This is a genomic window from Bacillus sp. SIMBA_005, assembly GCF_046535585.1.
Taxonomy (GTDB): domain Bacteria; phylum Bacillota; class Bacilli; order Bacillales; family Bacillaceae; genus Bacillus; species Bacillus pumilus.
Window position 1 is genome coordinate 1 of record NZ_JAWRWI010000283.1, and the last position, 278, is coordinate 278.

A 278-nucleotide genomic window follows, 5' to 3' on the forward strand; every position below is an offset into this window, starting at 1 on the left:
GTGTCACTCTCGGGGGAACGGGAAAAGAAAAGGGGAAGCGGCATCCGACCATAAAAGATGATGCTTTAATTGCAACCGGAGCGAAGGTGCTCGGCTCTATTACGGTCGGGCAGGGGTCTAAAGTAGGGGCCGGCTCCGTTGTGCTTCGTGATGTTCCCGACTTTTCGACCGTTGTCGGCATACCGGGGAAAGTCGTCATTCAGAACGGAAGAAAAATCAAACGCGATCTCAATCACCAAGACTTGCCCGATCCGGTTGCTGACCGGTTTAGAGCATTG

1 protein-coding gene is annotated in these 278 nt (G+C 53.2%); it reads left to right on the forward strand.

Features of this window, described 5'->3' with window-relative positions; genetic code table 11:
- The coding region (locus SB660_RS20125) for a serine O-acetyltransferase (protein ID WP_410584064.1) at positions 1-278 on the forward strand (278 nt) is incomplete at both ends.